Annotated in this window: 35 protein-coding genes; 3 read left to right on the top strand and 32 right to left on the bottom strand. The window is 56.4% G+C overall.

Translation table 11 applies throughout. The annotated features are described in order from the left end of the window. The first annotated feature begins 105 nt into the window (after positions 1–105). Positions 106–1,242 carry an adenylate/guanylate cyclase domain-containing protein gene (locus Q0932_RS18510; protein ID WP_299356392.1) on the top strand — a complete coding sequence of 379 codons (1,137 nt, stop codon included), beginning with the start codon at positions 106–108 and terminating at the stop codon, positions 1,240–1,242. An 81-nt stretch (positions 1,243–1,323) separates the two neighbouring features. On the opposite strand, the gene Q0932_RS18505 is transcribed toward Q0932_RS18510, so the two are convergent. The 25 genes from Q0932_RS18505 to Q0932_RS18385 all read right to left on the bottom strand — a co-directional run bounded on the left by Q0932_RS18505 (position 1,324) and on the right by Q0932_RS18385 (position 14,678). Further along, positions 1,324–1,455 carry a hypothetical protein gene (locus Q0932_RS18505; protein WP_299356390.1) on the bottom strand — a complete coding sequence of 44 codons (132 nt, stop codon included), beginning with the start codon at positions 1,453–1,455 and terminating at the stop codon, positions 1,324–1,326. A 179-nt stretch (positions 1,456–1,634) separates the two neighbouring features. Next, positions 1,635–1,844, bottom strand: coding sequence for a DUF1127 domain-containing protein (locus Q0932_RS18500; protein ID WP_299356388.1), 210 nt, complete (start codon positions 1,842–1,844; stop codon positions 1,635–1,637). 533 nt (positions 1,845–2,377) lie between these two features. Continuing rightward, the gene (locus tag Q0932_RS18495) at positions 2,378–2,554 is read right to left on the bottom strand and encodes a hypothetical protein (RefSeq protein WP_299356386.1); all 177 of its coding nucleotides are present in this window, start codon (positions 2,552–2,554) and stop codon (positions 2,378–2,380) included. A 156-nt stretch (positions 2,555–2,710) separates the two neighbouring features. Continuing rightward, positions 2,711–2,899, bottom strand: coding sequence for a 50S ribosomal protein L30 (gene rpmD, locus Q0932_RS18490; protein ID WP_127115625.1), 189 nt, complete (start codon positions 2,897–2,899; stop codon positions 2,711–2,713). 12 nt (positions 2,900–2,911) lie between these two features. Next, positions 2,912–3,481, bottom strand: coding sequence for a 30S ribosomal protein S5 (rpsE, locus tag Q0932_RS18485; RefSeq protein ID WP_299356383.1), 570 nt, complete (start codon positions 3,479–3,481; stop codon positions 2,912–2,914). Between the two features lie 109 nt (positions 3,482–3,590). Continuing rightward, complete coding sequence (gene rplR / locus Q0932_RS18480) at positions 3,591–3,950, bottom strand: 50S ribosomal protein L18 (protein WP_299356381.1); 360 nt, start codon at positions 3,948–3,950, stop codon at positions 3,591–3,593. 11 nt (positions 3,951–3,961) lie between these two features. Beyond that, entirely contained in the window at positions 3,962–4,495 is a 534-nt protein-coding gene (rplF, locus tag Q0932_RS18475) for a 50S ribosomal protein L6 (RefSeq protein WP_299356379.1), read from the bottom strand. 10 nt (positions 4,496–4,505) lie between these two features. After that, the gene (rpsH, locus tag Q0932_RS18470) at positions 4,506–4,895 is read right to left on the bottom strand and encodes a 30S ribosomal protein S8 (protein WP_299356378.1); all 390 of its coding nucleotides are present in this window, start codon (positions 4,893–4,895) and stop codon (positions 4,506–4,508) included. A 12-nt stretch (positions 4,896–4,907) separates the two neighbouring features. Further along, positions 4,908–5,213, bottom strand: coding sequence for a 30S ribosomal protein S14 (gene rpsN, locus Q0932_RS18465; RefSeq protein WP_299356377.1), 306 nt, complete (start codon positions 5,211–5,213; stop codon positions 4,908–4,910). A gap of 18 nt (positions 5,214–5,231) precedes the next feature. Beyond that, on the bottom strand, positions 5,232–5,792 hold the full coding sequence (gene rplE, locus Q0932_RS18460) for a 50S ribosomal protein L5 (protein ID WP_299356376.1): 561 nt from the start codon (positions 5,790–5,792) through the stop codon (positions 5,232–5,234). Then, entirely contained in the window at positions 5,785–6,096 is a 312-nt protein-coding gene (gene rplX / locus Q0932_RS18455; protein WP_299356373.1) for a 50S ribosomal protein L24, read from the bottom strand. Before rplX ends, rplE begins: the two co-directional genes overlap by 8 nt. 1 nt (position 6,097) lies before the next feature. Then, complete coding sequence (gene rplN / locus Q0932_RS18450) at positions 6,098–6,466, bottom strand: 50S ribosomal protein L14 (RefSeq protein WP_048863755.1); 369 nt, start codon at positions 6,464–6,466, stop codon at positions 6,098–6,100. Positions 6,467–6,566: 100 nt separating this feature from the next. Continuing rightward, positions 6,567–6,797, bottom strand: a complete 231-nt coding sequence (gene rpsQ, locus Q0932_RS18445; RefSeq protein ID WP_299356367.1) for a 30S ribosomal protein S17 — start codon at positions 6,795–6,797, stop codon at positions 6,567–6,569. Positions 6,798–6,811: 14 nt separating this feature from the next. Next, complete coding sequence (gene rpmC / locus Q0932_RS18440) at positions 6,812–7,012, bottom strand: 50S ribosomal protein L29 (protein WP_299356365.1); 201 nt, start codon at positions 7,010–7,012, stop codon at positions 6,812–6,814. A 201-nt stretch (positions 7,013–7,213) separates the two neighbouring features. After that, positions 7,214–8,011, bottom strand: coding sequence for a DUF1036 domain-containing protein (locus tag Q0932_RS18435; protein WP_299356363.1), 798 nt, complete (start codon positions 8,009–8,011; stop codon positions 7,214–7,216). 292 nt (positions 8,012–8,303) lie between these two features. Further along, positions 8,304–8,510: a cold-shock protein gene (locus Q0932_RS18430; protein WP_127115635.1), complete on the bottom strand. Its 207-nt coding sequence runs from the start codon at positions 8,508–8,510 to the stop codon at positions 8,304–8,306. A gap of 220 nt (positions 8,511–8,730) precedes the next feature. Beyond that, the gene (locus tag Q0932_RS18425; protein WP_299356360.1) at positions 8,731–9,351 is read right to left on the bottom strand and encodes a 2OG-Fe(II) oxygenase family protein; all 621 of its coding nucleotides are present in this window, start codon (positions 9,349–9,351) and stop codon (positions 8,731–8,733) included. A gap of 89 nt (positions 9,352–9,440) precedes the next feature. Further along, complete coding sequence (locus tag Q0932_RS18420; RefSeq protein WP_299356358.1) at positions 9,441–10,184, bottom strand: L,D-transpeptidase; 744 nt, start codon at positions 10,182–10,184, stop codon at positions 9,441–9,443. A 116-nt stretch (positions 10,185–10,300) separates the two neighbouring features. Next, the gene (locus Q0932_RS18415) at positions 10,301–10,912 is read right to left on the bottom strand and encodes a pyridoxamine 5'-phosphate oxidase family protein (protein ID WP_299356356.1); all 612 of its coding nucleotides are present in this window, start codon (positions 10,910–10,912) and stop codon (positions 10,301–10,303) included. A gap of 155 nt (positions 10,913–11,067) precedes the next feature. Next, positions 11,068–11,481: a 50S ribosomal protein L16 gene (gene rplP / locus Q0932_RS18410; protein WP_299356354.1), complete on the bottom strand. Its 414-nt coding sequence runs from the start codon at positions 11,479–11,481 to the stop codon at positions 11,068–11,070. A 13-nt stretch (positions 11,482–11,494) separates the two neighbouring features. Then, positions 11,495–12,202, bottom strand: coding sequence for a 30S ribosomal protein S3 (rpsC, locus tag Q0932_RS18405; protein WP_299356352.1), 708 nt, complete (start codon positions 12,200–12,202; stop codon positions 11,495–11,497). Further along, the gene (gene rplV, locus Q0932_RS18400; RefSeq protein ID WP_299356350.1) at positions 12,202–12,582 is read right to left on the bottom strand and encodes a 50S ribosomal protein L22; all 381 of its coding nucleotides are present in this window, start codon (positions 12,580–12,582) and stop codon (positions 12,202–12,204) included. The genes rpsC and rplV overlap by 1 nt, the downstream gene beginning before the upstream one ends. Before the next feature lie 3 nt (positions 12,583–12,585). Then, positions 12,586–12,864, bottom strand: coding sequence for a 30S ribosomal protein S19 (gene rpsS / locus Q0932_RS18395; protein ID WP_005980699.1), 279 nt, complete (start codon positions 12,862–12,864; stop codon positions 12,586–12,588). A 3-nt stretch (positions 12,865–12,867) separates the two neighbouring features. Then, complete coding sequence (gene rplB / locus Q0932_RS18390) at positions 12,868–13,710, bottom strand: 50S ribosomal protein L2 (protein ID WP_299356348.1); 843 nt, start codon at positions 13,708–13,710, stop codon at positions 12,868–12,870. A 269-nt stretch (positions 13,711–13,979) separates the two neighbouring features. Beyond that, entirely contained in the window at positions 13,980–14,678 is a 699-nt protein-coding gene (locus tag Q0932_RS18385) for a class I SAM-dependent methyltransferase (protein ID WP_299356346.1), read from the bottom strand. Between the two features lie 161 nt (positions 14,679–14,839). Between Q0932_RS18385 and Q0932_RS18380 the strand changes: the two genes are divergently transcribed. After that, a complete protein-coding gene (locus Q0932_RS18380) occupies positions 14,840–15,619 on the top strand; it encodes a 2OG-Fe(II) oxygenase (RefSeq protein ID WP_299356344.1) in 780 nt (259 codons plus the stop codon). A 22-nt stretch (positions 15,620–15,641) separates the two neighbouring features. Here Q0932_RS18380 and Q0932_RS18375 read toward each other — a convergent pair whose 3' ends face one another. The 5 genes from Q0932_RS18375 to rpsJ form a co-directional block, all read right to left on the bottom strand. Continuing rightward, positions 15,642–16,448 (bottom strand): hypothetical protein, encoded by an 807-nt coding sequence (locus Q0932_RS18375; RefSeq protein WP_299356342.1) that lies wholly within the window; start codon positions 16,446–16,448, stop codon positions 15,642–15,644. Positions 16,449–16,776: 328 nt separating this feature from the next. After that, positions 16,777–17,073, bottom strand: a complete 297-nt coding sequence (locus Q0932_RS18370) for a 50S ribosomal protein L23 (protein ID WP_299356340.1) — start codon at positions 17,071–17,073, stop codon at positions 16,777–16,779. Further along, positions 17,070–17,687: a 50S ribosomal protein L4 gene (gene rplD / locus Q0932_RS18365; protein ID WP_299356338.1), complete on the bottom strand. Its 618-nt coding sequence runs from the start codon at positions 17,685–17,687 to the stop codon at positions 17,070–17,072. Before rplD ends, Q0932_RS18370 begins: the two co-directional genes overlap by 4 nt. Beyond that, on the bottom strand, positions 17,684–18,409 hold the full coding sequence (gene rplC, locus Q0932_RS18360; RefSeq protein WP_299356336.1) for a 50S ribosomal protein L3: 726 nt from the start codon (positions 18,407–18,409) through the stop codon (positions 17,684–17,686). Before rplC ends, rplD begins: the two co-directional genes overlap by 4 nt. A 14-nt stretch (positions 18,410–18,423) precedes the next feature. Next, on the bottom strand, positions 18,424–18,732 hold the full coding sequence (rpsJ, locus tag Q0932_RS18355; protein WP_044028221.1) for a 30S ribosomal protein S10: 309 nt from the start codon (positions 18,730–18,732) through the stop codon (positions 18,424–18,426). Between the two features lie 269 nt (positions 18,733–19,001). Here rpsJ and Q0932_RS18350 point away from each other — a divergent pair, with 269 nt between their 5' ends. Beyond that, a complete protein-coding gene (locus Q0932_RS18350) occupies positions 19,002–20,537 on the top strand; it encodes a glutamate synthase-related protein (protein ID WP_299356333.1) in 1,536 nt (511 codons plus the stop codon). A gap of 12 nt (positions 20,538–20,549) precedes the next feature. Here the strand turns inward: Q0932_RS18350 and Q0932_RS18345 are convergent, their stop codons facing one another. Both Q0932_RS18345 and Q0932_RS18340 read right to left on the bottom strand, forming a co-directional pair. Continuing rightward, the gene (locus tag Q0932_RS18345) at positions 20,550–21,542 is read right to left on the bottom strand and encodes a hypothetical protein (RefSeq protein ID WP_299356331.1); all 993 of its coding nucleotides are present in this window, start codon (positions 21,540–21,542) and stop codon (positions 20,550–20,552) included. 161 nt (positions 21,543–21,703) lie between these two features. After that, on the bottom strand, positions 21,704–22,500 hold a 797-nt coding region (locus Q0932_RS18340), incomplete at its 5' end, for an elongation factor Tu (protein ID WP_299356329.1).

Raw genomic sequence — 22,500 nt, 5'->3', positions numbered from 1 at the left:
CAAAACGCCACCGGGGGCGTATAGACGAGGAGATGAGGTGATGCAAGCGTTGTGGCACGCGGTATTCCCTATAGGATCGCGAAACAAATCGCCTACATTCAACCCATGACATGGAATCGTCAGGACATCACCAGTTGGCTCTTGCGCGAAGGCCCCGGCATGCCGCATCTCGAGGCATTGACCTATGCGCTGGCTGACAAGCTGTCCGAGGTCGGTGTGCCCCTGTGGCGGTTGCGAATTGCCATGCGGACCACGCATCCGCTGGTTACTGCAATCAGCACGATCTGGGAGCGTGAAACTGGCCCACAAGAGGTGTTTGTCAGTCCCCACGGGCTGGAACAGCGCAGTAGTTTTGCAGGCAGCCCAATGGCCCGTATCTCGCAAACTCGTGCGCCCGTGCGTCAGGATCTGAGCGCGCTGACACCAGACCATCACCTCGCCTTTCACGAACTGCGAGAAAGGGGGGCGACGGATTACCTTGGCCTTCCATTGATCTATGGCGACCATCTGAGCGGCCTCCTTGTCGCGGTGTCTGACGCGCCTGACGGGTTCTCCCAGATAGATGTCGACGGGCTCTTGGCAATCACACCGGTCGTTTCCACACTGGTCGAGGTGCGGCGGCTTACCGTGCTGTCCAAGGCAGTGGCAACGGCGTATCTCGGGCCGCTTACCGGGCAGAGGGTACTGGGTGGAGACATCACGCGAGGTCATGTGGACCATCTGGACGCGGCCATTTTGGTCAGCGATCTGCGCGGATGGACACAGCTGAACACCGAACGCCGCGTGGAAGAGACCGTGGCAATCGCCAACGCCTATTTCGACATTCTCGATGATGCGGTGCGGGCCCATGGTGGAGAAATTCTGAAATTCATGGGCGACGGCGTGCTTGCGGTGTTTCCGGTGACCGAAGCGCGGTCGGGCGCCGCACGCAATGCCGTTGCCGCGGCGCAACAAGCCTTGGCACAACAAGACGGAGACATTCAGTTCGGCATCGGGCTGCACATCGGCAATGTCCTGTACGGCAATACCGGGTCTGAACGACGCTTGGATTTCACGGTTCTGGGACCGGCGGTGAACCTCGCTGCACGGATAGAGGCTTTGTGCTCTGAGACCGACCAGTCGCTGTTGGTCTCGGCCGAGATGTCCGGATTGTTGGAGGAGCCTTCACTTCAGGTGGGGGAGTTTGCGCTCAAGGGTCTGCCTGGCATGACACCGGTCTTTGCACCGTCTTCACGGGGCTAAACGCAAAACACGCCCTGCATGCTGTGCTGAGCGTGTTTTTGAAATCCCCGGAAACCAAAAGTCCCGATCGTTTTTAGCCGATCACTTACGTACGTCGTCGCGCAGGCATTCGGTCCAGTGCGTAACATGCTGTCTTTTGAACAGAGCTTTGAACATCTGGCCAAGCTCGTAAAGCCGGGTGAAACGACCGGTGTGCAGAACAGCCTGTGCCATTTTATGTTCCAATTCATATCTCTGTCTAAGGTGTCCTGTGGATACGCCCTGAACCGGACATTGAGAACCTGTGGTTTTCTCATCCCCGGCTTGACCGGGGCTGCATGCCTGCCGGGGACCAAAAACGCAAAACGCCCCACCACTATGGGCGGGGCGTGCGAATTCTTAGACGCGCGCGATTAGCCGCGAGCAGACTTGGCGCAGACTTCTGCGATGTCGCAGCGGCGCAGGCCGATGTCCGAAAGTTCACGGTCTGTCAGGCGCGACAGTTCGTTGTAGGTGCGTTGGTACGCGGAACGCTCAGCAGCTGCAGCGCGCAGGTCTGCGAAAGTGTTGCGGATAACGTCGAAAAAGCCGAAGTGGGCGAGGTTTACGGTTGCGTGTGCCATTGTCTTAATCCTTTGGGTGTGCGGTCCGGGGACTTGGTCAACCCGGTCTGTTTCAGTTGCTGTGTTCAGCGATGAGGCTCAGATAAGGTCTATGCTGCGCTGCAACAACTCACGTTAAGACAAATCCGTTATGCATCTATTGCATAACATTTGGGCAGTTTGAAAACCGCACACCAAGACCCCTCACAACCTTGCGGCATGGAGGTTATCGGACATCATTTCGGTGGATCGCTCGGTTGCCGGTGTAGGATGGCGGCGCCGCCAGATCGGATATGGGAAACGGGTGTCAGCCCGCCTACGGAACAGTTCTGTAGACCCTTTGGGGCGTCAGCCCTCGTGGGTCCCCTTTCCATATGTGACCGGGGTGGTGGCCCAGCCTGTCGCGACGTGAGGGAAGCTAGGGGACGCAGGTTAAAGAGGCGTGAGGCGAGCGTACTGAAACATAAAAAGGTTCGCGCCCGTCCCGAGGCTGGTGCATTCGCACCCGCCTGGGGGCGGGTCGGGTGCGAACCGGATCGCAAGCGATCCGGGGTTCAGGGCTCTACTTCTACGTAAATCCGGTCTAGCGAACCATTTGGTCCCCAAAATGCTATCTTGCGCGCGACAATGAACTTACGGGTCAAGAACATGTCCGAATTGTATTCGAGACCTTCTTCCAGACCACGATAAACAGTCCATGCGTCTCTTCCAACAAAACAAAAGTGTCTCATTGATCTCTCCTTTCTCGAGGTTGTGGCCACGTGATTGGCCCTAGAGAAAGGGTATTCGGAGGTAGAACGCCTGTGCGGCGAAAATGAAAAACGCCCCGCAGTTTCCTGCGAGGCGTTTCAAACTTTTGGTTGGACGGGATTCAGCCCGCCTACCGCTTAGCCTTTTTCTTCGATGATCTCGACGAGGTGCGGGATCTTGTTGACCATACCGCGGACCGAAGGGGTGTCTTCGAGTTCGCGGGTGCGGTTCATTTTGTTCAGACCCAGGCCGATCAGCGTGGCACGCTGTTCTGCGGGGCGACGGATCGGCGAACCGACCTGTTTTACGACGATGGTTTTTGCCATGTGCTCAGTTCCTTACGCTTCGGCGGCTTCAGCGGCCGGTGCTTCATCCTTTTTCAGGATGTCGGCAACTTTTTTGCCACGACGTGCGGCAACCTGACGGGGGCTGGACTCTTTGTTCAGACCGTCAATGGTGGCGCGGATCATGTTGTAGGGGTTTTGCGACCCGATCGATTTCGACACAACGTCTTTGACGCCGAGCATTTCGAAAACGGCACGCATTGGACCACCGGCGATGATACCTGTACCTTCTGGGGCTGTCCGCATGACCACTTTACCGGCGCCGTGACGGCCTTCGATGTCGTGGTGCAGGGTACGACCTTCGCGCAATGGCACGCGGATCATCTGACGCTTGGCTTGCTCGGTGGCTTTGCGGATGGCCTCAGGGACCTCTTTCGCTTTACCTTTGCCGAAACCAACGCGGCCTTTTTGATCGCCTACGACAACCAGAGCAGCAAAGCCAAAGCGCTTACCACCTTTTACGGTTTTCGAGACACGGTTGATCGCGACCAGACGGTCGGCGAATTCCGGAGTTTCGTCTTCGCGATTGCGACCACGACCCCGGCGGTTTTCACGTTCTGCCATTTTGGCATTCCTTTCTGATTGGCGCTTGGCGCCGTTATGTCAATCCTGGTGGACCCCGTTGCCGGAGCCCCCGGATCATCGGGGGGACGTTGCCGTCCCCCTCAGGTTCTTAGATTTTCAAGCCACCTTCACGCGCAGCGTCGGCGACAGCCTTCACTTTGCCGTGGAAGAGGAAACCACCGCGATCGAAGTAAGCTTCGGTCACGCCAGCTTTCTTGGCACGTTCCGCGATAGCTGCGCCAACTTTGGCTGCCGCTTCTACGCTGTTCTTGCCAACAAAACCGAGGTCTTTTTCCAAGGTGGATGCTGCTGCAAGGGTCACGCCGTTGACGTCGTCGATCAGCTGAACGCTGATGTTCTTGTTCGAACGGTGTACCGAAAGACGCGGACGTCCTGCGTTGACCTTGCGAAGTTTGTTCCGGACGCGCAGGCGGCGCTTCAGAAACAGGGTTCTTGTGCTGTTTGCCATTTGTCTGGTCCTTACTTCTTCTTGCCTTCCTTGCGGAAGATATACTCGTCTTTGTACTTGATGCCTTTGCCCTTATAGGGCTCGGGCTTACGCCATTCGCGGATGTTAGCCGCAACCTGGCCGACGAGTTGAACGTCAGTGCCTTCAACGATGATCACGGTGGGCTTGGGTGCAGTGACGGTGATACCGGCAGGCACTTCAAAGTTCACCTCGTGTGAGAGACCGAGCGACAGTTTCAGGGTGTTGCCCTGCATCTGTGCACGATAACCAACACCGTTGATTTCAAGCTCTTTCTTAAAGCCCGTCGACACGCCGGTCACCATGTTGGCAACCACTGTGCGCGACATGCCCCATTGCTGACGTGCACGCTTGGACAAGCCACGCGGTGTCACGGTCACAACGTTGTCTTCCACAGCAAGCGTGACATCGTCAGTTGCAGTGAAAGACTGGGTGTCTTTCGGACCTTTGATTTCGATGGTCTGGCCGGAGACAGCAGCAGTGACGCCACTGGGCAGCTCGACCGGTTTTTTACCAATACGAGACATCAGGCTCTCCTTAGAAGACCGTGCAAAGTACTTCGCCACCAACATTGTTGGCACGTGCACTTGCATCCGACATCACACCTTTGGGGGTGGAGACAATCGACACGCCCAGGCCCTGACGGACAACGGGGATGTCATTGACGCCCATGTAAACGCGACGACCAGGTTTCGAAACCCGTTTCACTTCGCGAATGACAGGAGTGCCTTCGTAGTATTTGAGGCTGATTTCGAACGCCGGGTGGCCGTTCTCTTCAGCAGCTTCGTAGCCGCGGATGTAGCCTTCGTCGGCAAGTACATCCAGAACCCAGCCGCGCAGTTTCGACGCAGGAGTCGACACGGTCGACTTGCCACGCATCTGGCCGTTGCGGATACGGGTCAGCATGTCAGCGATAGGATCGTTCATTTCTGTCTCTCCTTACCAGCTAGATTTGACCATGCCGGGGATCTGGCCATTCGAGCCCAGTTCCCGCAGTGCGATCCGGGAGACCTTCAGCTTACGATAGTAAGCGTGAGGACGGCCGGTCAGCTGGCAGCGGTTGTGAAGACGGGTTGCCGACGAGTTACGTGGCAGTTTTGCAAGCTTGAGGCGCGCTTTGAAACGCTCTTCCATCGGCTTGCTTTCGTCGTTTGCGATCTCTTTGAGCTCGGCGCGTTTGGCAGCATATTTCTCCACCAGGCGCTGACGCTTCTTCTCGCGTTCGATCATTGCTTTTTTAGCCATGTCTAAGTTCCTTCCCGATCACGCGTTGAAGGGCATGTTGAAAGCTTTCAACAGGCTCTTGGCTTCGGCATCGGTTTCAGCGGTGGTGGCAATTACGATATCCATGCCCCAGTTCTCGTCGACTTTGTCGAAATCGATTTCTGGGAATACGATGTGCTCTTTCAAGCCGGTGGCAAAGTTGCCGCGGCCATCAAAGCTCGGCTTAACACCACGGAAGTCGCGGATACGCGGCATCGCAATGGTGATCAGACGATCGAGGAATTCGTACATGCGGTCACCGCGCAGGGTCACCTTGGCACCCATCGGCATGCCTTCACGAACACGGAAGCCCGCGATCGAGTTCTTTGCCGTGGTGGTCAATGCTTTTTGACCAGCAATCAGGGTCAGGTCTGCCTGGGCGGACTTGGCTTTTTTGCTGTCACGAACAGCCGCACGACCACAACCGATGTTCAGAACGATTTTCTCCAGCTTGGGGATCATCATCTCGTTCTTGTAACCAAACTCTTCTTTCAGAGCGGCACGGATGTTGTCTTTGTACGCGGCCTTGAGGCGCGGGGTGTAGTCAGTGTTATCAAGCATCGATCACATCTCCCGTGGTTTTGGCAAAGCGTACTTTCTTGTCGCCGTCCATCTTGAAGCCAACGCGCGACGGTTTGCCGTTTGCGTCAACAAAAGCCAGGTTCGACAGAGCGATTGGCATTGCCTTGGGCACGCGGCCACCTTGGTCGTTTTGCGACTGGCGGGTGTGGCGGATGGCGATGTTCAGACCGTCTACAACGGCTTTACCAGCGGACGGATCAACAGAGGTAATCGTTCCCTCTTTGCCCTTGTCCTTACCGGCCAGAACGACAACCTTGTCGCCTTTTTTCAGTTTAGCAGCCATCTTACAGCACCTCCGGCGCGAGCGAGATGATTTTCATGAAGTTTTTGGCGCGCAACTCACGAACAACCGGCCCGAAGATACGGGTGCCGACGGGCTCGTTTGCGTTATTCAGAATAACGGCTGCGTTGCGATCAAAGCGGATCGCTGTGCCATCTTCACGACGGACTTCTTTAGCGGTGCGAACGACGACGGCCTTACGGACGTCCCCTTTTTTAACGCGACCGCGCGGAATGGCTTCCTTAACCGAGACGACGATAACGTCGCCAACGGATGCGTATTTACGCTTGGAACCACCCAGCACCTTGATGCACTGAACACGGCGAGCGCCGCTGTTGTCAGCAACATCCAGGTTGGTTTGCATCTGGATCATGTGGTTTCTCCCGACCTTTGGGGCGCCGATGCGTGGCGTAGCCCCCAGGGTTTCGACTAACTGTTAAGTCAAGTCGCTATGGGAGCCTCTTGCGAGACTCTTAAGCTTCCAGAACTTCCCAGCGTTTGGTTTTCGAACGCGGAGCGCATTCGATAATACGGACAAAGTCACCGACTTTGTAGGCGTTCTTCTCATCGTGAGCCCGGTACTTTTTGGACTTACGAATGGTCTTTTTCAGAACCGGGTGGGTGAAGCGACGTTCGACCGACACGGTGACTGTTTGGGCGTTGGCATCCGATGTTACGGTGCCAGTCAGAATACGTTTGGGCATCTATTCGGCTCCTCTTATTCGGCTGCGCTGTTGGCTTTTTCGTTCAGGATGGTCTTCACACGCGCGGCGGCACGACGTGCCTCGCGGATGCGAGCCGGGTTTTCCAGAGCGCCCGTGGCCGCTTGGAAACGCAGGTTGAACGATTCTTTCTTGAGGTTGGCCAGCTCTTCACGAAGCTGATCCGGCGTTTTTTCACGCAGTTCGTTGGCGTTCATGCGCCTTTTCCTTTCTCATACATCAGAAGGCCCCCTGGGTATGTGAGGGGTGACCTTGCACCTGATGGACAAATGACATTGCACACGACTCCTGCGTCCACAGGAATCCGTGAGATGGCGCTCTATACGGGGAGTTCTGGGTGGTGGCAAGGGAAAGATTCAATCTCCTTGCCTCGCGTCGTTTTCTCGGCGCGGCCGTCTTTAGGGAACCAAGTTGAGCGTGAAGCCATAAAGTGTGTCGCCGGTGTCGAACATCCGGAAAGCTTCTCGATCATATCCCCGGCCGCTGCAGTCATCCCGGCCCTCAATGGTATAAATTTCAGGACTTGTACAGAAATGGGCGTCCTGCCCGTCAAAGCCTCCGCCATTCACCTCGGCGCGATAGTAGTAATATCGTGTTTTGAGCTTGCCTTTGATGACCACCTTGCACGCGCCAGGTTCCACATTCCACCAGCCTTCGGAAATCTCAGCCTCATCGAGTTTATACCCTATTGAAATGGCCTGTGTGTCCTCGGTTTTATTGCAGACCGTAAGGCCAGCCTGAGTCTGCGTCGGCGGCTTTGGCTGCACCTGCGACTTTGGTTTTGGCTGCTTCTGCGCCATGAGGTCCGGTGTTAGCCGAAGCACAAAGTGCTTTCCAGTTTTGCCGGTATCAATCTCGCTGAAGTCTTCACGATCATAGCCTTGTTCGGCACATTGGTCGTCACCCACAATCGTGTACTCGGCTGTTGAGGTGCAGAAGAAAAAGTTACCCCCTGTGAACGCCCCGCCGGAAACTTCGGCCCGATAGTAATAGTACCGCTTCTCGAGGTCTCCAGAGACAGGTGTCGAACATTTTCCGGGCTGCAGCACCCACCATCCTTCCGAGGTCCACTCAGACTCGCCTTTGTACCCGATCGACACGCTTTGAACGTCGCCAGTGTCGTTGCATATCTCTAACCCGGCATGGGCCTGCCCGCTGGCCAGAAACAGGCAAAGGACTGCGCTTAGCTTCGCCACAATGATGTTCCATCGAGAGGCTGCGACATGGGTTGCTCTGAAGGTTGGTAAGGCGAGGGAAGCTTGGCGTTTCATAGTGGGCATCGAATTATTGTCCTGCTGGTTAATGGGACACCGCCACCACGCCAATAGCCCGCGCAGCACAGTTGCGGATATTGTTAACACCAAAACCAGCGTTCGCAAAAAAACTCTGTCTTGCCTGAAACAGCCTGACAGCAGAGCAAACTACACCCCCAAAACAAAAACGGCCCCGCAAATGCGAGGCCGTTTTCGGAATTCAGATCGAAAGGGCTTAGGCCAGTTCGATGTTCACAGCAGATTCACGACCGTCACGGCCGGCTTCTACGTCGAAAGTCACTTTCTGGTTGTCGGCGAGGCCGGTCAGACCGGAACGCTCAACAGCTGAGATGTGTACAAACACGTCTTTGCTGCCACCATCAGGTGCGATGAAGCCGAAGCCTTTAGTAGTGTTGAACCATTTTACGGTGCCAGTGGCCATATCCGTAGTCTCCTATTAATCGTTGCCCGCGGTAGTGCGGCAACCCGGCGTGGTCGGTCTGGATCGAAAGACTGAAGCCGGATTAGCAGAGACAGTGGTCGAAATAGAATAACGTAAGCAAGCTGCATATGGGGGGTAGCGCTGCAGAAAGCAAGGAATGATTTCAACGTGGTGTGTAAATGGCTGATTTAGGACGGGTTTCGTGGCGCCGCTTTCGGCCTCACTCCCACTTATAGTTGAAGCTCACCGAGATCCGCTCGTCCTCGGCCATATTCATCGGTACTTCGTGGCGCAACCAGCTTTCCCAGAGGAACACCTCGCCCACGTCGGGTTTCATGTAGATGAACGGCTGCATATCACGGCGCGCGTCCGGCTGGCGTGCAGGCGAGGCCATCATGCGACCTGAGCGGGGGTCTTCCAGTTTCAAAGCCCCTGCCCCGTCGGGCAGCGAAACATAGGTGGTACCTGAAATCACCGAGTGCGGATGAAGGTGTGACGTGTGCAGGCCACCTTCAGGCAGAATGTTGATCCAGATGTCCTCGAGCACCAGCTTCTTGTCCTCGAGCACGAACTCGAGATCCTTGGCAAACTCGGCAACATGTTTGTCGAGCGCCGCAACGATGTCGGCAAAGATCGGGAAACGCCACGGCAAGTCCGTGAGCGAGGCATAAGACGTATAGCCGGGATAGCCTTGGGTTTCGCACCACTCCTGCCCGGCCTCGTCATCTTCAGCGATTGAGTAGCAGGAGGCCACCAGTTCGTCATTGTCGATGGGAGTGCCATGCTCGGACAGCTGGGCACGGTAAAAGCGGGTCACAAAGAGAGATTCGATCTGGGCCATAAGGGGGGTTTAGCGCAAGCGGCCGCCAAGAGCGAGCGCGACAAAAGACCTCGTGATCGCGCATCGCCATTGGTTTGGCCTATGGACCGTCAGCCTGCTTCTTGAGCCACGACAGCGGCGGCGACCACATCCGGGTCGACGATCTTCGGAGGCAGTTCGACACCGCGATTGGCAAGTTCCTCGCCTTCGAGCGCGACCGAGTCTTCATAGGTTCTGACCACAACCGCCGTACCGTTCGGTGTGCGCTCGGCAAGATGAATGATGTCCTGATTGAACAAGCGGATACACCCCGCAGTGTTGGCATTGCCAATGGACTCCATGTCGTTGGTGCCGTGAATGCGATAGCGCGTATCCTTGCCGCCGCGATAGAGATAGAGCGCGCGCGCACCCAGTGGGCTTGCAACACCGCCGGGAATCCCGCCTGCAAAAGGCCCATAGACCTCAGGCTCACTGCGCAACATGTTTTTGGTTGGTGCCCATGAGGGCCATTCTTTGCTGTGGTTCACCGTTGCTGACCCACGAAACGCCCGACCTTCGATCCCCACAGCAATGGGATAGCGCGTGGCTTGTCCGTCCTCTTCGACAAAATATAGAAACTTCGCATGTGGATCGACCACGATTGTTCCCGGCTCTTCTGACCCGTTATAGGCCACCTCGGCCCGCCTGTTGGGTGGCTCCAAATAGGTGTTCGGAACCGCAGGCAATGTGATCTCACCATCCGTGAGAACATCATATGCCTTAGGCGTAGCACTGTTTGGCCCCTGAGAGGCACAAGCGGAAAGAAGGGCAAGGCCAGCCATCAAGACGGCGGCGCGAAAGACAATGGGTTTCATGGGCAGCAGACAATTTCATGTAAGGAGCATCAATACCCGATGATAAGCGTATGATGCGCCATCTCGCAAGGATTTGCCGATTGCCGTCAGTTTATCGATGAATAGTGACCAACGCGTTACTTGGTCTGGTTCTGCAAAGCCTCTCGCAACGCCGCATTTTCCTGCCTGAGCTTATCCATTTCGCGGGCAACGACATGCCTGACCATATCTGCGGGATAGAAGTCGGGAATGTACTTGGGGCAATTCCAATCCATCGCCACCACATCAACGGTCAACACACGCTCAGCGGCAGGGCCTTCATCCTGAACCAGCGCAAGGATCTCCGGTGAAGCGTCAGCCGCAGATTGTAGCGTCGCGTGCCCCTGAATTTTCAACCGGGCCTTGTTCATATAGTCCATGAAGAACATCGAAATCCGCGTGTTCGTTTCGAGGTTCCCCATTGAGATAAACTGCCGATTGCCACGGTAGTCGCCACAAACCAGCTGATTGGCGTTCACGACCTTGAAAAATCCTCGCGCACCGCCGCGATGCTGGACATAAGGCCAGCCGTCCGGCGTGGTGGTTGCGATATAAGCGCTTTCGCGGGATTGGATGAATGCGATGTCATCGGCGGACAGGCTGTCCTGGGTTCGATGCTTGTAGCCAACCTGAAACTTGTCATAGCTTCCGTCGGTTTTTTGCAAGTCTGCCACAGCTTCGTGAAACATCAGGTCTGCATAGTTTTCCATGTGCCTATTCCCACTCTCATCACCGGCCAGGCGCCGGTCCACCAAGCCAATCTAATAGCTGCAAAAAGAAAAAGACCCCCCGGCAATCGGCCGGAGGGTCAAATCTTTGTCATTCGCGTTTGCAGGCCTCAAAAGGCTGCCGACGCGAAATTGACTTACCAGTCTTCGCGAACCACGACGCGGGTTTTCACCGGCAGTTTCATCGCGGCAAGGCGCAGAGCTTCGCGAGCAACGTCGTCATTGACGCCGTCGATCTCGAACATCACGCGACCCGGCTTAACTTTGCAAACCCAACGGTCAACAGAGCCTTTACCTTTACCCATACGAACTTCGATCGGCTTTGCCGTGACCGGTACGTCGGGGAAGATACGGATCCAAACACGACCTTGACGTTTCATGTGACGCGTCATGGCACGACGTGCTGCTTCGATCTGGCGGGCAGTCACACGCTCGGGTGTGGTTGCTTTCAGACCGTAGGAGCCGAAGTTCAGGTCAGAACCGCCTTTTGCGAGGCCTTTGATCCGGCCTTTGTGCTGCTTGCGGAATTTAGTACGCTTTGGCTGAAGCATTTTTCAGTCTCCCTTAGCGACGGCCACCGGCGCCGCGTGGTGCGGGGCCGTCCTGGATTTCTTGGGCGCGACGGTCACGTGCCGCCGGATCATGTTCCATGATCTCGCCTTTGAAAATCCAGACCTTGATGCCGATGATCCCGTAAGGAGTCATCGCCTCGGAATGCGCGTAATCGATGTCGGCACGCAGTGTGTGAAGAGGCACACGGCCCTCACGATACCATTCGGTCCGTGCGATTTCTGCACCACCCAGACGGCCAGCAACGTTCACCCGGATACCCAGGGCGCCCATGCGCATGGCGTTCTGTACGGCACGCTTCATCGCGCGACGGAAAGATACACGGCGTTCCAGCTGCTGAGCGATCGACTCGCCAACCAGCTGAGCGTCGAGCTCGGGCTTGCGCACTTCAACAATGTTGAGGTGCAGTTCCGAGTCGGTCATCGCGGCGATTTTCTTGCGCAGAGTTTCGATATCTGCACCTTTCTTGCCGATGATGACGCCGGGACGTGCGGTGTGGATCGTGACGCGGCACTTTTTGTGCGGACGTTCGATGATCACACGAGCAACACCAGCTTGCTTACACTCTTTGCCAATGAACTCACGGATTTTCAGGTCTTCCAGAAGAAGATCACCGTAGTCTTTGGTATTTGCGTACCAACGGCTGTCCCAGGTGCGGTTGACCTGAAGACGCATGCCGACCGGATTGACTTTGTTACCCATTAGGCTTGCTCCTCAACTTGACGCACCTTGATGGTGAGTTCCGAGAACGGCTTGATGATCTTACCGAAACGACCACGGGCGCGCGGACGACCGCGTTTCATGGTCAGGTTTTTACCCACATAGGCTTCGGCGACGATCAGCTCGTCAACGTCCAGGTTGTGGTTGTTTTCGGCGTTGGCGATAGCGGACTGAAGGCACTTCTTCACGTCTGCTGCGATACGCTTGTTCGAGAAAGTCAGATCGGTCAGAGCCTTTTCAACTTTCTTGCCACGGATCATGCCTGCGACCAGGTTCAGTTTTTGCGGGCTGGTGCGAAGCATGCGCAGTTTTGCCATTGCTTCGTTGTCAGCCACGCGGCGGGGATTTTTATCCTTGCTCATGGCTTACTTCCGTTTCGCTTTTTTGTCTGCGGCGTGACCGTAATAGGTGCGGGTTGGCGAATACTCACCGAACTTTTGACCGATCATGTCTTCCGAGACGTTAACTGGGATGTGTTTCTGACCGTTGTACACACCAAATGTCAGACCCACGAACTGGGGCAGAATGGTGGAACGACGCGACCAGATCTTGATGACTTCGTTGCGGCCCGACTCGCGCGCTGCTTCGGCTTTTTTCAGCACGTAAGCATCGACAAAGGGACCTTTCCATACAGAGCGAGACATATATTAACGCCCCTTCTTCTTGGCGTGACGCGAGCGAATAATAAGCTTTTGCGACGCTTTGTTCTTGTTGCGGGTACGAGCCCCTTTGGTCGGCTTACCCCAAGGCGATACTGGGTGACGACCACCCGAAGTACGGCCTTCACCACCACCATGTGGGTGATCGATCGGGTTCATGACGACGCCACGAACCGACGGACGCTTGCCTTTGTGGCGCATACGACCGGCTTTACCGTAGTTCTGGTTCGAGTTGTCGGGGTTCGACACGGCACCAACGGTGGCCATGCATTCCTGACGGACCATGCGCAATTCACCTGACGACAGGCGGATCTGAGCGTAGCCACCGTCACGACCAACGAACTGAGCATATGTGCCTGCTGCGCGAGCGATCTGGCCGCCCTTGCCCGGTTTCAGTTCGATGTTGTGAATGATGGTACCGATCGGCATGCCCGAGAACGGCATCGCGTTACCCGGCTTGATGTCGGCTTTGGCCGAGGCCACAACCTGGTCGCCAACTGCGAGACGCTGAGGTGCGAGGATATAGGCCTGCTCTCCGTCTTCGTATTTGACGAGTGCGATGAAGGCGGTCCGGTTCGGGTCATATTCGATCCGTTCGACGGTTGCCGCAACATCCATTTTATTACGTTTGAAATCAACGATCCGGTAGAGGCGTTTTGCCCCACCACCGCGGCGACGCGATGTGATCCGTCCGGTGTTATTCCGGCCGCCCGACTTTGTCAGACCCTCAGTGAGGGCTTTGACTGGACGTCCTTTATACAGCTCGGAACGGTCAATCAGCACCAACCCACGTTGGCCCGGCGTCGTCGGCTTATACGACTTAAGTGCCATGCTTTCTGTCTTCCGTTTAGCAATGCGAGGAACGTATCCCCGCTATGTTTGAGGCCCCCGTAGGTGCCAATGGTATAGGCCCCCGTAGGTGCCCGATTAAATGCACAACCGGCCCCAGAACGAATCTGAGGCCAGCCGACTGGCGGGATATAGCGGGGTTCGGTGTGGGGGGCAAGTGAATTGCCCATATTTCTTTGGGCAATGCCAAACTGTTCGGCTCTTGTGCAGAAACAACAAGCTGAGACCCGAGACGATGGGGCCTTTATTGTCTATTTCACCGCGACAGTCCGGTACTGCGCCCCGAGCGGCAGCCATTCCAGCCAGTTCTCGACCGGGCGGATTGCGCGCAGGGCGCCAGGGATAAAGATGCGCCACGAGAGGTCGACCTGATCGAACCCTGCGGCCTTCAGGCGACGGCGCAGTTCGGGGCCGGTGATCAACACGGCGTTTTCATCAAACGGGCAGGTGTCGACAGCTTTGCGGGTCAGCGGGTTCCACGGGTTGTGTTCAAAGATAAAGAACAAACCACCGGGGCGCAGGGTGCGGCGGATCTCGGCCATCAGCGCGATATGCTCTTCGGCGGGGATATGGTGAAACACACACGCCGCGATGGCGGTGTCTATGCTGGCATCTTCAATTGGCAGGCTTGCGCCATCAAACAACATGGTGTCCACGCGTTCGACACCGCGTGCCTCGGCGATCTCGAGACTACGTTCTGAGACATCGGCTAGGGTGATGCGCGCTTCGGGAAACAGTTCCGAAAGATGCGGCGCCGACGCTCCGATGCCTCCGCCAAAATCCAGGATCTTTTGCACGGGCTGTTCGCGGTTTTTGCGGTCCCAGACCTTGACCATGTCTTCGATCTTGTATCGTGCAAAATACTCCGGCCCTTCACCCGAGGCACGGATATTTGCCCGGTGCATGGCGTCATATTCATCCGCAAACCGATCAAATTCTGCCTGGTCCATCTGCAAAGCTCCTGATGCCAAATAAAATGCCCTGTGCCTGGCACAGACCCTATCCCCCTATGACCTGACCTTCAATCGCAGAACCAACCTGACGGCTTTCCAAATGCGCCTCCGCTTGCTAGCCTTTGCTTTGCGCAGCACAAGCATTGAAAGGGCCGCCTATGACGTTGGATGAGATCATCGACCTGGCCACCTATCCCATCGCCGATGCCGATTTTCGGGCAACATGCAAAGCAACCTTTGACGAGACAGGCGCTCTGTCGATGCCAGGCTTCGTACGCGAGGGGGCGATCGCCACGATGCGCGCCGAAGGACATGCGAATGAGGACAAGGTCTATGCCAAGACCGAACAGCACACGGTGTACCTCAGCGCGCCCGATCCGGCCTATGGCCCGAACCACCCGCGCAACCGCATGGTCACCTCGTCCAAAGGCTGTATCACAGATGATCTGATCCCCACCGAGTCCGCCCTGCGGATCTTGTATGAGTCAGACGTGTTTCAGGGGTTTCTCTGTCATGTGCTGGGCGAGGCCGCGCTGTACCCTTATGCCGACCCCCTGTCGTCGATCAACCTGCACTTTGCCCGCACGGGCCAAGAATTGGGCTGGCATTTTGATAACTCGTCCTTTGCCATCACACTAATGGTTCAGGCGCCGGAAAAAGGTGGGCAATTTGAGTATGTGGAGAACGTCCGCGACGCAGATGCGGGCGACATGAACTTTGACGCTGTCGGGGATATTCTGGACGGCAAGACTCCTGTGAAAGAACTGATCGCCGAGGCTGGAACGCTCGTGTTCTTCCGGGGCCGCAACTCAATGCACCGGGTTGCGCCAAACGAAGGAGACCGCACCCGCATGCTGGCCGTGCTGGCCTATAACTCGGAACCGGGCGTGTCCCTGTCAGAGGAAGCGCGGATGACGTTTTATGGGCGCACGGGATAAGTCAAAACCGCCCCAGCTGCGCTCACTCAAGACGATAGCCAAACTTGTCGATCAGGATCCAGTCTTTGCGCGCCACGAGTGCAGCCGTTTCTTCGTCGTAATAGTCGGCAAGGCCAAGGGGGCGTACTGAACTGTTCGTCTTTGGCATGTTCAAAACCTTGTCTTCTGCCGCGTCAGACAGCGTGATACCGCTCTCGGATAAGATCGCGAACAGATCACGCTCCAGACTCTCGGTCCTGACAAAGTGGGTGATGAAATTGTTTTGCTGCTCGTAACGCTCAACCTCTTGCGCTGAGAGCAATTTTTTCAGGGCCGCATCTTCGCCCCTAAACGTGCAAAACAACCTAAGATACCGATAAGTCATCAACCCACAGACACTGGATACAGGCGATGACCCATACCCCTCGCCAATATCGCGTCTGTGGGGCGAGTCTAAAAGCATCTTGAGCCAGGTTCGAAACGCTTCTGGGTCTCGCGCGTCGCGATAGGTCTCACGCCAGTCTTTCGAGGGAAGCCGCAAGGTTTCACCATAGGTTTCACGCGGGCGCGACATCCAGTGCAGTGGCCTGCCCAACCTGCGACGGGTCCGGGTCAGTTTGCCATAAAGCATCCCGGCAGAATCGCAGCCATAGGACCAAAGCGAGCAGTACCACGCCCACGGATTCCAGATCGACCCGAGGTAGAGCGTGTTCTGATCGAACACGGTGCGCTTAAGTTGGTTGTGCTTGCCGCGGATATCGCCGTCCAAAACCTCATCCAGAATTTTTTGAACATGCGTTGTCCCAGTTTTGTGAAGCTCAAGGAAAACGAGATTTGATGAAATGAACAAAGCCCAAACCTCCCGGAGCTGCCTAATAGCAGCATCATTGCCCGAGACACAGTTTTTGGCAAAGCCCGTGCGAGGCGGACGGGGTAGACTGTAAGATTTACCACGTGCCAGCGCCGACCCGCCCCCATGGGGCGGCGCTGGCACGACCGGCCAAAAGGCCGCTGTTTCGTGCCTTACTGCCGTGTTGCAAATCTTATTTAGAAGACTTCGCCACAATCAGTTGCATCCGAAAGATCGAAAGTACGGCCGAAAAAAAGCCCCCCGGTTCACACCGAGGGGCTCTTTGATTTCTTAAGACGCAGGTCGGGGTTTCACCCCACCTTCACAATCACAGACCAGTGGTCACGTCGATCGTGTTGCCTTCTTCCAAGGTGACATAAGCCTTTTTAACGTCTTTACGCTTGCCCAACTGGCCGCGGAAACGTTTGACTTTACCCTTGGTGATCGTGGTGTTGACCGCTTTGACCTTAACATCAAACAGCGCCTCAACGGCCTCTTTGATCATCGGTTTGTTGGCGTCGATCGACACTTCGAAAACAACCGCACCGTTTTCGGATGCCATGGTCGATTTCTCGGTGATGATCGGCTTGCGGATCACATCGTAATGTTCAGCCTTCGCGCTCATTTCAGTCGAGCCTCCAGTGCTTCCATCCCTGCTTTGGTGATCACGAGGGTATCACGCTTGAGGATGTCATAGACGTTTGCGCCCATCGTTGGCAGGATATCCAGACCTTCGATGTTGCTTGCTGCCTTGGCGAAACCTTCGTTAACCGAAGCACCGTCAATGATCAGCGCGCGTTTCCAGCCCAGGTTTTTCACCTGTTTGGCCAGTGCGGATGTTTTGCCGTCCGACTCTGCGGTGTCGATCACAACCAGTTCGCCAGCTTTCGCTTTGGCGGACAGGGCGTGACGCAGACCCAGTTTGCGGAACTTCTTGGTCAGGTCGTGACCGTGGCTGCGAACAACCGGGCCTTTGTAAACACCACCACCGCGGAAGATCGGAGCAGACCGTGCGCCGTGACGTGCGCCGCCGGTGCCTTTCTGACGATAGATCTTCTTGGTCGAGTATTTCACTTCGGACCGTGTTTTCACCTTATGGGTGCCGGCTTGGGCGTTGTTACGCTGCCAGCGCACCACACGGTGCAGGATATCCGCGCGCGGCTCCAGACCGAACAGGTCTTCGGACAGCTCAACAGAGCCAGCCTTTTTGCCGTCGAGTTTGATTACGTCAAGTTTCATGCTTCACCACCTTCCGCGGGAGCTTCTTCCGCAGGTGCTTCCGTTGCAGCCGACTTCAGACCGGCCGGGAATGGCAGACCTTCGGGGGCTTTTTTCTTCACGGCATCCTTGACAGTGACCCAGCCACCTTTGGAGCCGGGAACGGCGCCTTTGATGAACACGAGGCCACGATCGGCGTCAGTTTTCACAACTTCAAGGTTCTGAGTGGTGACACGGACGGCGCCCATGTGACCAGCCATTTTCTTGCCTTTGAAAACCTTGCCCGGATCCTGACACTGACCGGTCGAACCGTGCGAACGGTGCGAGATCGATACACCGTGCGTGGCGCGCAGACCGCCAAAGTTGTGGCGTTTCATGGCACCGGCAAAGCCTTTACCAATCGATGTACCAGCAACGTCAACTTTCTGACCTTCAAGGAAGTGCTCGGCCGAGATTTCGGCTCCAACTTCGATCAGGGCATCTTCCGAAACGCGGAACTCGGCAACCTTGCGCTTGGGCTCAACACCCGATTTGGCAAAGTGACCGCGCATCGCGTTGGATGTGCGTTTGGCTTTGGCCGAGCCTGCGCCCAGCTGAACGGCGGTGTAACCGTCGTTGTCAGCGGTGCGTTGGGCAACAACCTGCAGGCCGTCGAGGTGAAGAACGGTGACAGGAATCTGTTTGCCGTCTTCCATGAACAAGCGGGTCATGCCCACTTTCTTCGCGATAATTCCAGAGCGCATCTGTGATACCCTCCTTAGACCGAGATCTGGACGTCAACACCAGCCGCCAGGTCGAGCTTCATCAGCGCGTCTACGGTCTGGGGAGTCGGATCAACGATGTCGAGAAGACGCTTGTGCGTACGGATCTCGAACTGATCGCGGGATTTCTTGTCAACGTGGGGGCCACGCAGAACGGTGAACTTCTCAATCTTGTTGGGAAGCGGGATCGGGCCACGAACCTGCGCGCCTGTGCGCTTTGCAGTGTTCACGATTTCCTGAGTGCTGGCATCCAGTACACGGTAATCGAAAGCCTTCAGCCGAATGCGAATGTTTTGACTTTGCATTTCGTCAGCCTTTTATCGGCGTTGGAGTTGAGAGGAGGATCTGCGACCACCGCGAAACCCTCATCGAACCCAAAAGGCGGGAATCATCCCGCCCTCACGTTCTCATCGAGAACTCGCGCGATATACAGGGGGGAAATGGGTGTGGCAAGCGGGAAATGCAGATGTTCTGCCGCAATGCGCACATCTCCTGTGAATCGGCGAAGCTTTCTTGAAAACCGTTTCCGAATTAGCCTGACACGCAGAAAAACAGCGCCAGTCAGGATAACCTCATGAGCCAGCAAGTTCCCATTATCGCCGCCAAAGCCCCCGCCAAGGTCGAGTTGGAAAAGGGTAAAAACTATTTCTGGTGTCGCTGCGGCTTGTCCAAGAAACAGCCGTTTTGTGATGGCTCCCATGCAGGCACCGATGTAACGCCGCTGAAGTTCACCGCGGGCAAGGACGGTGCGGCCGCTTTGTGCCAATGCAAATCCACGGCCAATGGACCGTTCTGTGATGGCACGCACGCGAGCCTCGGTGATCTGCAGCCGGGCGACCCTGCCCCAGAACCCAAGTCTGACCTCCCTGCTGCCAAGGCGACACCGGAAGAACCCACAGTGGCCCGGATTCATGAACTGGCGCGCGACGGTCTGTCGAAACTGGGGCACCACGGTGAAATGGGCGCCATGGGCGTGCCGCGCAAGGATTTGCCACATTGGGATGACATTCAAATTCTGCCGGCCCAGATGGCTCGCAAGCCTTTGTTGGATGAGGCGCCCGTTGCAACATCTGTGACTATCGGCCCGCGCGCCGCGAAGCCCCTGGAATTAGGCATTCCGTTGTTCGTTTCGGACATGAGCTATGGTGCTCTATCTGAAGAGGCCAAAACCGCACTCGCCCGTGGCGCACAAATGGCCGGCACCGGGATTTGTTCCGGCGAAGGCGGCATGCTTCCTGAAGAACAGGCCGAAAACTCGCGCTATTTCTACGAGCTGGCCTCGGCCGGGTTTGGATGGCAGCCCGAGCTGGTTGAAAAGGTTCAGGCGTTCCATTTCAAAGGTGGCCAAGGGGCCAAGACCGGCACCGGGGGCCACCTGCCCGGCGACAAGGTCCAGGGCAAGATTGCCGAGGTGCGTGGTCTGGAACCGGGCCAATCTGCGGTCTCACCGTCAACGTTTCCCGACCTGCACACGCCTGCGGACTTCAAGAAGATTGCGGATGAGGTGCGCGAACGTTCAGGCGGCATTCCGATTGGCTTTAAACTGTCAGCCAACCACATCGAGGATGATATCGACTTCGCACTTGAGGCCAGTGCCGACTATATCATTCTCGATGGGCGTGGTGGTGGCACCGGGGCTGCACCTTTGATTTTCCGCGACCATATCTCGGTTCCAACAATCCCGGCGCTGGCGCGGGCCCGCAAACACCTGGACGCAAAAACCGGGCGCGACGTGACTCTGGTCATCACAGGAGGTTTGCGCGTTGCAGAAGATTTCGCCAAAGCCATGGCAATGGGCGCAGATGCGATTGCGGTCAGCAATTCGGCCATGCAGGCGGTGGGCTGTATCGCGGCACGCATGTGCAATTCAAACAATTGCCCGGTTGGCATCGCCACACAGAAACCGGAATTGCGCAAACGTATGGATGTTCAGGTGGGCGCCGAAAAACTGGCACGCTATTTTGGCGCCAGTGTCGAGTTGATGCAGGTTCTGGCGCGCGCCTGCGGCCACTCCAGCCTGACCGAGTTCCGCCACGCTGATGTGACCACATGGAAGCGGGATATGGCGGCGTTAAGCGGGGTACGTTTTGCCGGTGTCGGTGATCCCTAAGCGTAAGACGCACTAGTTTCCGACATTCGTCGCGCTTGGTCTTGCGGAGAAACTGTTTTGAGTGGCCTGCTGGCCGGGCTCAAGGCCTTGGCCTCTACCAGCAAAATACCGGGCCGCCAGTGCCGCCAGCGAGGGATCTTTCTGAACCACCATCGCCATTTCATGCGAAATCGCGTCGCGCAGATCCGGGTCTCCGAAGTTCCTGTGCAGGGCCAGAGCCTCGACGATCAGGGTTTGGGCTGATGGGGTAAACGCCGGGTCAAAAAGATAGTCGCGTGACAGCACTTTCACAGCATCGATGCCTTGCAGTTCGATCCACGCCGTCGCATAGGCCCCTAGTGCAGGACCAAACCCGTGGCGGTTGCTTAATACGCCCTGCTCAAGGTCTGTCGCCAAAGTAAGATCCCCGCTGAGGCCCAAGAGAAGAACCTGGATAGCTTCATTGTCTTGCTCCATTGGCGTGTCGACATCTTTCAATAACTTCGCGGCGTCAAAGTGGATCGAAAGCGCCCGCAAGACATCATACCCAACCAGGTCCAACTCTCTGAGAGCCAGAGTGTGGACAACGGGATTGGGATGATCCAACAAGTCCGCGAAACTCTGGGCACGCGCGACCTCATTACCCATTCGCCAAGCCGGCAGGCTGGCCACTATGTCGTTCAACACTGGCCGTATGGCGTTGTCTATCGTGGCCAGACGCGACCAGCTTTGTGTCACTTCGCTGTACGAGAACAGAACCGAGACCTTACCAGCTTCAAGTTTGCGACGCGTTGACCCGTCTATGAGAAACGGAATTGGAGTATCAGGAACTTTCCCGCTGAGCAGTTCAGAGACTTCGAATTTGAAACTGGATGTCCGGCTCTGCCGGGCCAAAACAACCGAGCTTCCGTCCATCATCCGTTCTACGATCGTCGGCTGAGGCGCATAGTTGTGAAAGCCACATGAATGGGCCGGCACACCCGCAAGCAGGCTGAGGCAGAGGGCAAATGGCAAGACTCGAGTCATGCATGCATCATGAATTGAACCTGCGATAAATGGAAATCACTTTCGCAACGAACTGTCGGAAATCGGCGGTTGATGGGTATCTTGCCTTGGGGTTTTGACCTGCAAAAGAAAAGGGCCGCTCGGTTGAGCGGCCCTTTCTGGTCTTCAGGAGTGATCCTGAATTACTCGATAACTTTGGACACGACGCCGGAGCCGACGGTGCGGCCACCTTCGCGGATCGCGAAGCGCAGGCCTTGTTCCATGGCGATCGGGGCGATCAGTTCAACGTTGAACTTCAGGTTGTCGCCAGGCATCACCATCTCGGTGCCCGAAGGCAGCTCAACCGTGCCGGTCACGTCGGTGGTCCGGAAGTAGAACTGTGGACGGTAGTTCGCGAAGAACGGCGTGTGACGGCCACCTTCATCCTTGGTCAGGATATAGGCTTCGGCTTCGAACTTGGTGTGCGGGTTCACAGAACCCGGCGCGCAGAGAACCTGACCACGCTCAACCGCTTCACGGTCGATACCACGCAAGAGAGCGCCGATGTTGTCGCCAGCTTCACCGCGATCCAGCAGCTTGCGGAACATTTCAACACCGGTACAGGTGGTGGTCTGGGTGTCTTTGATGCCAACGATTTCGATGTTGTCGCCAACATTGATCACGCCACGCTCAACACGGCCAGTCACAACAGTACCACGACCCGAGATCGAGAACACGTCTTCGATCGGCATCAGGAACGGCTCATCCACGGCACGTGGAGGCTGTGGGATATACGCGTCAACGGCGGCCATCAGCTCAGCAATTTTCTCTTTGCCGATGTTGTCGTCACGGTCTTCCAGAGCGGCCAGAGCCGAGCCTGCGATGATCGGAATGTCATCACCAGGATAGTCGTATTCGGTCAACAGTTCGCGGACTTCCATTTCGACCAGTTCCAGCAGCTCTTCGTCGTCAACCTGATCAACTTTGTTCAGGAATACGA

Source organism: uncultured Shimia sp., assembly GCF_947498095.1.
Taxonomy (GTDB): Bacteria; Pseudomonadota; Alphaproteobacteria; order Rhodobacterales; family Rhodobacteraceae; genus Shimia.
The sequence above is the reverse complement of the archived record's forward strand: the minus strand, read 5'-3'. Positions and strand labels throughout refer to the sequence as shown.